Origin of the sequence: Patulibacter sp. (assembly GCF_030655195.1) — a bacterium.
GTDB lineage: Bacteria > Actinomycetota > Thermoleophilia > Solirubrobacterales > Solirubrobacteraceae > Patulibacter.
In genome coordinates this window covers 1-7,404 of sequence record NZ_JAURWA010000188.1, presented here as the reverse complement: position 1 = coordinate 7,404, position 7,404 = coordinate 1, and the positions used below count along the sequence as shown (strand labels likewise).

Below are 7,404 nucleotides of genomic sequence, written 5' to 3'. Positions count from 1 at the left end.
TCCGCCCCCGCGGGCGGCCGGCGACCCTGCGGCGGCCGAGCGCCCGGCGTCGCTGCCCGACGACCTGACCGCCCGGGAGGGCGAGGTGCTCCGGCTGATCGCCGCCGGCCTCTCCAACCGGGAGATCGCCGCGACCCTGGTCGTGAGCGAGGCGACGGTCAAGACCCACGTCAACCACGTCTTCGCGAAGACCGGCTCGCGCGACCGGGCACAGGCCGTGCACTACGCCTACGAGCACGGGCTGGCCGGCGGCGGCGCGGGCTGATCAGCCGGGCCGGTCGGCGCGAGATGCCGACCGGGGGCGGAGCCGTCGACCGGTAGCGGAGCGCGGACCCGGGGCGGAGCCGTCGACCGGGAGCGGAGCGCCGACCGGGGGCGGAGCCATCGTCCGGTAGCGGAGCGCGGACCCGGGGCGGAGCCGTCGACCGGGAGCGGAGCGCGGACCGGCGGGGCGGAGCCGTCGGCCGGTCGAATCGGCCGGTTGACGCAGCCCGAGGGGCGGGACAGCGCCGCGGCGGGCGCCGTGGGGTGGTGGACCGGGCGGACGCGCCCGGCCCACCACCCCAGGACCTACGCCTGCTCGTCGTCCGGCGAGGCGGCGGAGACGTCGAGCCAGCGCTCCAGCGCGTGGCCGCCGGCCGAGGTCAGCTGGCCGTCCTGGTCGACCCAGTCGCGGACGTGCAGCGCCAGACCGACGGCGTGCGCGTTGCGGGGCTGGTCGCCCAGACCGGTCTGCGTGGCGAGGGCGACCTCGCCGGGCTCGACCGTCCAGCGGCCGGAGTCCAGCGCGGCGAGCGCCTGACCCTGCTCGGCCGTGGGCAGGTCCAGCGCCGAGGGGACGCCCTTGCCGACCGGGGCGCTCGTGACGTCCTCGGGCTCGAAGTCCTGGGCCATCGGCGCCGGGGTGCCCGTGGGGCCGCTGCCGGGGAAGGGGGACCCGGCCTCGCCGGTGAACTGCTTGCGCAGCCACTGGCCGGCCTCGTCGGCCATGCCACGGGCGCGCTCGGGATCCAGGCCACCGGCCCGGGCGAGCTTCTCGAGGTCGCCGAGGTCGCTCTGCGACAGCCGCTCGGCGGACTTCGTGACCTCGGCCGCGATCGAGCGCAGCGTCTCCTCGAAGGACTTGGGTCGGTCGTCGTCGCTCATCGGACGATGATCGCACCCCGACCTGTGGGTGCGATCAAGTATCGCCCTCTGCAGGGGTTTCGTCCCGACGCCCGTCCGTGTCCCGGTCGATCCCCGTCGGATCGGCCCTTCCCGCTCAGGCCGGCTTGCGGCCGACGATCACGTCGTAGTCGACGGAGCCGCCGTCCATCAGCAGGCGGTGGCGGAACTTCTCCGTGTGGACGACCTCGGTCGGGGCGTCCTCGCCGGAGACGGCGTTCAGGGCGATCTGGGCGCCGCCCCACTCGGCGACGAGCGCGGTGGACGCGGTGAGGGCGATGAACGAGCCGGGCGGGAGCATGCCCCACACGCCGATCAGGCGCTCGATCGGGATGTGGCCAGGCCCGAGCGCGGCCGCGCACGTCAGCGCGTTGAGCTCGTGGCGGCGCACGGCGGCGCCGATCTGCTCGAAGGCCTCGGGGGTGCCGTCGTCGATGACGTACTCCGCGTAGAGGCCGGGGCGGTCGCGCTCGGCGGCCTCGCGGGCCTCGACCAGCGCGTCGGACGCGACCGGGACGCGGAAGCCGGCGTCGCGCAGGCCCTCGCCGATGACCCCGTTGCCGGCCCCGACGTCGAGCACGCGCACGTCGCCCGCGTCGACGCCCGCGGCCTTCACCGCGTCGCCCAGTCGCGCGACGATCGTGGCCGGCGACGCGCACTCCAGCTGGCGCTGCACGACCTCCTCGTACAGCCCCGGGACGGGGTACACCAGGTCGTAGTCGTGCAGGCGGATGCGCTGCTCGGTGCCGTCGGGGCGGCGCACCAGGAACGTCTCCTCGTCCTGGCCGGCCCCGGCCGTCCGGTCGAGTTCGACGGTGTAGTCCAGCGCGGTCCTGGTCATCCCGTGACCCTTTCAGCCTCGTCCTGGTCGTGCGCCGCGCCCCCCGGCCCACTAGCCTCGGGGCCGTGTCGTCCGCGCCTCCCGACGATCCGTTCGTGCGCCGTCGCGTCCGCCGGCCACCGGGCGAGGAGCTCGCCGCCCGCCGGCGACGCGCCGTGCTGATCGGGGTCGTCGGCCTGGTCCTGCTGCTCGTCGTGCTGCGGGCCGTCGCGTGCGGCGGGGACGACGACGAGACCGCCGCGGCGCCCCGCGAGACCGCGGCCGAGCGGCTCGCCGGCTCGCTCAGCGCCACGCAGCTCGTCGGGCAGACGATCATCACCCCGTTCCGCAACGCCGCGCCGGGGCAGATCCCGCCGGCGGTCCGCTCGGCGATCCGCGCGGGTCGGGTCGGCGGGGTGATCCTCTTCGCGGAGAACGCGTCGACCGTCGCGGCGACCCGTCGGCTGACGCGGCGCCTGCAGTCGATCACCCGTCCCGGGGCGCTGGCCGGCGTGCCGCTGCTCGTCCTCACCGATCAGGAGGGTGGCCAGGTCCGGCGCCTGTCCGACGCGCCGCCGACCGCGAGCGCCACCGTGCAGGGGCGTGGCGGCATCGGCGTCGTCCAGAAGGCCGGGCAGGACAGCGCCCTGGCGCTCTGCTCCGCCGGCGTGAACGTCAACCTGGCGCCGGTCGCCGACGTCGGGACCGGCGTGATCCAGCAGCAGGGACGGACGTTCGGGACCGATGCGGCGACGGTCGCCCGCTCGACCCGCGCCTTCACCACGGGCGCACGGCGCGGCGGCATCGGCGTGACGGCGAAGCACTTCCCGGGCCTGGGCCGGGCGCAGTCCGACACGGACCAGACGCGCGCCCGGATCACGACGGGCGCCGAGGCGCTGCGGGCGCAGGACGAGCTGCCGTTCCGGACCGCGATCGAGGCGGGCACCGACCTCGTGATGCTGTCCAACGCGATCTACACCGCGTTCTCCCCGGCCCCGGCGGTCGTCTCGCCGCAGATCGTCCTGGGGGAGCTGCGCAGCCGGCTGGGCTTCCGCGGCGTCACGATCAGCGACGACCTCGAGGCGGGGGCGTTCGCCGGCGTCTCCTCGCCGCGCCAGCTCGCGCGCACGGTCAAGCTGGCGGGCGTCGACCTGCTGCTCTACGGCGGCACGACGGACGCGGCGCTGGCGGCGTCGCGGGGCCTGACGTCGGACCTGCGCGCCGGGCGCCTGAAGCTCGACGACGTCAAGGCCGCCGTCTCGCGCTCGGTCGCGCTGCGCACGCGGCTCGGGCGCACCTGCCGGCCCACGGGCTGAGCCGCCCTACGTCACGGCGCGCAGCACCGCGGTGACGCCCACCGCGACGACCACGCACAGGAGGATCGACCCGCCGCGCAGCGCGATCGCGCCGCCGGCGGCCACCCCGACCGCCTCGACGCCGAGCCCGAGCTCGCCGTCGCGCCCCGCGACCCCCGCGACCACGAGCGCGGCGAGCAGCGCCGGCGCCAGGAGCGCGACCACGCCGGTGAACCGCGGCGGCAGGTCGCGGCCGCCGAGCGCCACGGGCCCGGCGCCCTTGATGACGGCGGCGATCACGGCCAGCGCGAGGACGAGCAGCCAGACGTCGACGCTCACCGGGGCTCCTCGTCGTGGGGGCTCCCGGGGTCGGGCCCCGGAGCGGTCGGCGGGCCGGCCGGCGTGGGCGGGCGGCGACGCAGCCCGACCAGGGCGGCGAGGCTCGCCGCCATCACCGGGATCCCGGGCGGCGTGAACGGGATCAGCGCGAGGGCGATCAGGCCGCCGGCCGCCGCCACGCCGCGTCCGCGACCCGAGCGCAGCTCGTGGATCAGCAGCACGAGGAAGAACGTCGGGTAGGCCGCGTCGAGCCCGAGGCGGTCCGTGTCGCCGATCGCCCCGCCCCCGATCGCCCCGACGACCGTGCCGAGGGTCCAGGCGACGTACTGGACGAGGGTCGAGCCCAGGAGGAACGACCGGTCGAAGGTGCCGTCCGGCCGGGACGCCATCGCCCACGACGCGTCGACGAGCGCCTGCCCCTCGATGCCGCGGCGGACCGGTCCGCCCGCCAGCGACGGCCCGAGCGCGATGCCCATCGGCAGGAACCGCGAGTGGGCGAGCGCGGCGGTCCCCAGCGCGGCCCCGAGCGTGCCACCGGAGGCGACCACCGAGAGCGCGGCGAACTGGGCCGACCCGCCGAACACGAGGGCCGACATCGCGATCGCGGCCAGCGCCGGGAAGCCGGCGTCGACGGCGAGCGCGCCGAACGAGACGCTCAGGAGGATGCTGGCGGCGGCGAACGGCGAGCCCGCGCGGAACCCCTCGCGGAACGCGGTGCGGTCGATGGCGGTGGATGGACGGGACGAGGCGATCGTCCCAGTGTCGCGGGCCGCGCCGCGACCCCGCGGACCGGTGCGTCGCCCGCCGCTCCGACAGACTGGGCGCGTGCCTCTGGACGCCCCGTACCGCGGCCTGCTCGGGGCCGCGGATCGCCCGACCGGCGTGCCGCTGCCCCCGGACCCGCTGCCGCTGCTGCTGGGCGGACGCGTCCGCAAGCGCTGGCGGTACGTCGGCCTGTACGGGCCCGAGCTGTCGGTCTGCGTCGGGCTCGTGCGGATCGGGCCGCTGACCCAGTCGTTCTGGGCGGTCTGGGAGCGCGACGCGCGGCGCCTGACCGAGCGGACCCGGCCCCGCGCGGCGGGGGTCTCGCTGGAGCCCGGGCGGGTCCGCGTGGGCGACGGGGCGGTGCGGATCGACCTCACCGTCGACGAGGACGCGGTCGACGCCGTGGAGACCGTCACCCCGTACGGCCCCGGTCACGCGTGGACGCTGAAGCGCGCCGGCGTCCCGGTGCGCGGCACGGTCGCGGTCGACGGTCGCGAGCACGCCGTCGACGGCGTCGGGGTGGTCGACGACTCGGCGGGCTACCCGCCGCGCCACACCTCGTGGCGCTGGTCCGCGGGCGTCGGGACGGACGACGCGGGTCGGTCGGTCGGCTGGAACCTCGTCGACGGGATCCACGACGACCCCGCAGCCAGCGAGCGCTCCGTCTGGGTCGACGGGCGCGCGGTCCACACCGGACCGGTGACCTTCGCGCAGGACCTGTCGGCGGTCCGGTCGGTCGGGGGCGCGGGCCGGTCGGTCGCGGCGCCCGGCCAGGTCGACCTGACCTTCACGGCCGAGGCGACCCGGGAGCGCCGCGACCGGCTGATCGTCGTCCGCTCGAGCTACGAGCAGCCGTTCGGGACCTTCACCGGGACGCTCCCGGGCGGCGTGGTGCTGGCGGAGGGCTTCGGCGTGATGGAGCGCCACGTCGCCGTCTGGTGACCGCCCCGCCCGTCCGACGACGGGTCGCCCGTGTGCGACGGTTCCAGGGTGAGCCTCATCGCCGTCACCGGATCCACCGGCGCCCTGGGCGGACGCGTCGCCCGGCGCCTCGCCGACCGGGGGCTGCAGCAGCGCCTGGTCGTGCGCGACGTCGCCCGCGCCCCGCGGCTGGAGGGTGCGGAGGCGGCCGTCGCCGCCGGGTACCACGACCACGCGGGGATGGTCGCCGCGCTGCGCGGGGCCGCCACCCTGTTCCTCGTCTCGGGGCGCGAGTCCGCCACCCGGGTCGACGAGCACCGCACCGCGATCGACGCCGCGACGGAGGCCGGGATCGGGCACGTCGTCTACACGTCGTTCCTCGGGGCGGCCGACGACGCGACGTTCACGCTCGCCCGGCACCACGCCGCCACCGAGGAGCACCTGCGGGCCAGCGGGATGCGGACGACGTTCCTGCGCAACACGATGTACCTCGACTTCGTGCCGTTCTTCGCCTCGGCGGACGGCGTGATCGCCGGACCTGCGGGCGACGGCCGGGCCGCGTTCGTCTCGCGGGACGACGTCGCCGACGTCGCGGCCGCGGTCCTCGCCGATCCCACCGCGCACGACGGCGCCACCTACGACGTCACCGGCGACGAGCGCCTGTCGCTCGCCGAGGCGGCCGAGGTCCTGACGGAGGAGACCGGGCGCCCGGTCCGCTACGTCGACGAGACCGAGGAGGAGGCCTACGCGTCGCGCGCCCACTTCGGGGCGGAGGCGTTCGAGGTCGAGGGCTGGGTCACCTCGTACCAGGCGCTCGGGGCGGGGGACTTCGACGTCGTCACCGACGTCGTGCGGCGCATCGCCGGGCACGACCCCCTCCGCCTGCGCGACCTGCTGCGCGCCGACCCGGGCAGCTGGGCCCACCTGCGCGGCTAGGGCGGGTCCTCTCGGGGGCCGGCCGGCCCGGCCGACCGCGGCGGACGGAGCCGGCCCGTCGGCCCACCCGCGGGGCCAGTGCGACGCCTCAGCGGGGCCGCGGCTCGTGGCCCGCGAGGCGGCGCCGCAGGTCCTCGTTCTCCGCCCGCAGCGCCATCGTCCCGTCGCGCAGCGACTGCAGCGCCTCGCCGAGGCCGCGGGCGGTGGCCATGTCGCGCCGGCGCTGCGTCTGCAGGTCGACGATCTCGCGCTGCAACGCGGCGACCTGCTGCTCCAGCTCGTCCTCGCGCACCCGGTGCGGGCGGGCGTCGACGGCGTGGAAGGAGTCGTGCGGGAGGATCGCGCGGGACATCAGGCGGGCAGCATCCTCCTTCGTGTCGACGGCGTCAACCCCGATCGACGCTCCGCCCGGACGGCCCCGCGGACGCCGTCCCGACCGCGGCTCCGCGCCGCTCACGGGACCTCCGGTGTGGGCTTCACCGTCGTGACCGGACCGCTCGGGCCCGGGCGCACCGTGGTGACCGGGCCCGTCGGCCGGACCGACTCGGCGGGGCCCGTGTCCGGCTGCGCCAGCTCGTCCCGCATCGGCCGTCCGTCGACGTCGTAGCGGGTGACCACGGTCGGCTCCGTCGTCTGCACGGTGATCACGCCGATGTCCGACGGCACGAGCTCCCGGGGCGGACCGCCCGAGTACGAGACGGTGGGGTTGCGGACCCCCTGGGGCACCGCGGCGATGTACGAGGCGCGGTCCTCGCCGCCGATCCATCCGGCGATCCCGGTGCGGCGGAAGTCCGCGCCGGACACGCAGGTGACCCCGCGCTCGAACTGCGGTCGGGGGACCCCGGGCACGGGGGCGGTCAGGCAGCGGCCCCGCTCGTCGCCGTAGAGGAAGGCCGGGCCCGCCGGGGTGGGGATGCGGTTTCCGCGGGTGATCCTCGTGCTGTCGGGACCGATGAAGATCTCGGCCGACGACCCCGGGCGCGACCCCTCGGGCAGCTCGACCAGCGGGGTCCGCAGCACCAGCGGGGCGCCGAACGCCGGCGTCGACCCGGGGCCGGACCCGCCCAGCGCGAGGACCAGGACGACCGCCAGGACGACGGCGACGACGCCCAGCGACCCCACGGCCGCGAGCGGGCGACGCCGCGCGCCGCCGCGGCCCGTGGC

The 7,404-nt window shown here is 76.9% G+C and carries 9 protein-coding genes and 1 pseudogene; 4 read left to right on the top strand and 6 right to left on the bottom strand.

Features of this window, described 5'->3' with window-relative positions; translation table 11 throughout:
* Positions 1 to 265 (top strand): response regulator transcription factor (locus tag Q7T67_RS20180; RefSeq protein WP_304794220.1); only part of this gene is annotated, 265 nt, incomplete at its 5' end.
* Positions 266 to 570: 305 nt separating this feature from the next.
* Here Q7T67_RS20180 and Q7T67_RS20175 read toward each other — a convergent pair.
* Positions 571 to 1,146 carry a hypothetical protein gene (locus Q7T67_RS20175; protein WP_304794218.1) on the bottom strand — a complete coding sequence of 192 codons (576 nt, stop codon included), beginning with the start codon at positions 1,144 to 1,146 and terminating at the stop codon, positions 571 to 573.
* A gap of 115 nt (positions 1,147 to 1,261) precedes the next feature.
* The gene (locus tag Q7T67_RS20170) at positions 1,262 to 2,005 is read right to left on the bottom strand and encodes a hypothetical protein (protein WP_304794214.1); all 744 of its coding nucleotides are present in this window, start codon (positions 2,003 to 2,005) and stop codon (positions 1,262 to 1,264) included.
* 65 nt (positions 2,006 to 2,070) lie between these two features.
* Between Q7T67_RS20170 and Q7T67_RS20165 the strand changes: the two genes are divergently transcribed.
* Positions 2,071 to 3,300: a glycoside hydrolase family 3 N-terminal domain-containing protein gene (locus Q7T67_RS20165; protein WP_304794211.1), complete on the top strand. Its 1,230-nt coding sequence runs from the start codon at positions 2,071 to 2,073 to the stop codon at positions 3,298 to 3,300.
* 6 nt (positions 3,301 to 3,306) lie between these two features.
* On the opposite strand, the gene Q7T67_RS20160 is transcribed toward Q7T67_RS20165, so the two are convergent.
* Together Q7T67_RS20160 and Q7T67_RS20155 are read right to left on the bottom strand one after the other, a co-directional pair.
* Positions 3,307 to 3,618: an AzlD domain-containing protein gene (locus Q7T67_RS20160; RefSeq protein ID WP_304794208.1), complete on the bottom strand. Its 312-nt coding sequence runs from the start codon at positions 3,616 to 3,618 to the stop codon at positions 3,307 to 3,309.
* A complete protein-coding gene (locus tag Q7T67_RS20155) occupies positions 3,615 to 4,343 on the bottom strand; it encodes an AzlC family ABC transporter permease (protein ID WP_370695432.1) in 729 nt (242 codons plus the stop codon). Before Q7T67_RS20155 ends, Q7T67_RS20160 begins: the two co-directional genes overlap by 4 nt.
* A 100-nt stretch (positions 4,344 to 4,443) precedes the next feature.
* On the opposite strand from Q7T67_RS20155, the gene Q7T67_RS20150 reads away from it, so the two are divergent.
* Both Q7T67_RS20150 and Q7T67_RS20145 read left to right on the top strand, forming a co-directional pair.
* Complete coding sequence (locus Q7T67_RS20150; RefSeq protein ID WP_304794202.1) at positions 4,444 to 5,325, top strand: DUF2804 family protein; 882 nt, start codon at positions 4,444 to 4,446, stop codon at positions 5,323 to 5,325.
* Positions 5,326 to 5,373: 48 nt separating this feature from the next.
* Complete coding sequence (locus tag Q7T67_RS20145; protein WP_304794199.1) at positions 5,374 to 6,240, top strand: NmrA family NAD(P)-binding protein; 867 nt, start codon at positions 5,374 to 5,376, stop codon at positions 6,238 to 6,240.
* Positions 6,241 to 6,328: 88 nt separating this feature from the next.
* Here the strand turns inward: Q7T67_RS20145 and Q7T67_RS20140 are convergent, their stop codons facing one another.
* Both Q7T67_RS20140 and Q7T67_RS20135 read right to left on the bottom strand, forming a co-directional pair.
* Positions 6,329 to 6,592 (bottom strand): hypothetical protein, encoded by a 264-nt coding sequence (locus tag Q7T67_RS20140; protein WP_304794196.1) that lies wholly within the window; start codon positions 6,590 to 6,592, stop codon positions 6,329 to 6,331.
* Positions 6,593 to 6,693: 101 nt separating this feature from the next.
* A pseudogene (locus Q7T67_RS20135) lies at positions 6,694 to 7,404 on the bottom strand (hypothetical protein); the annotation flags it as partial.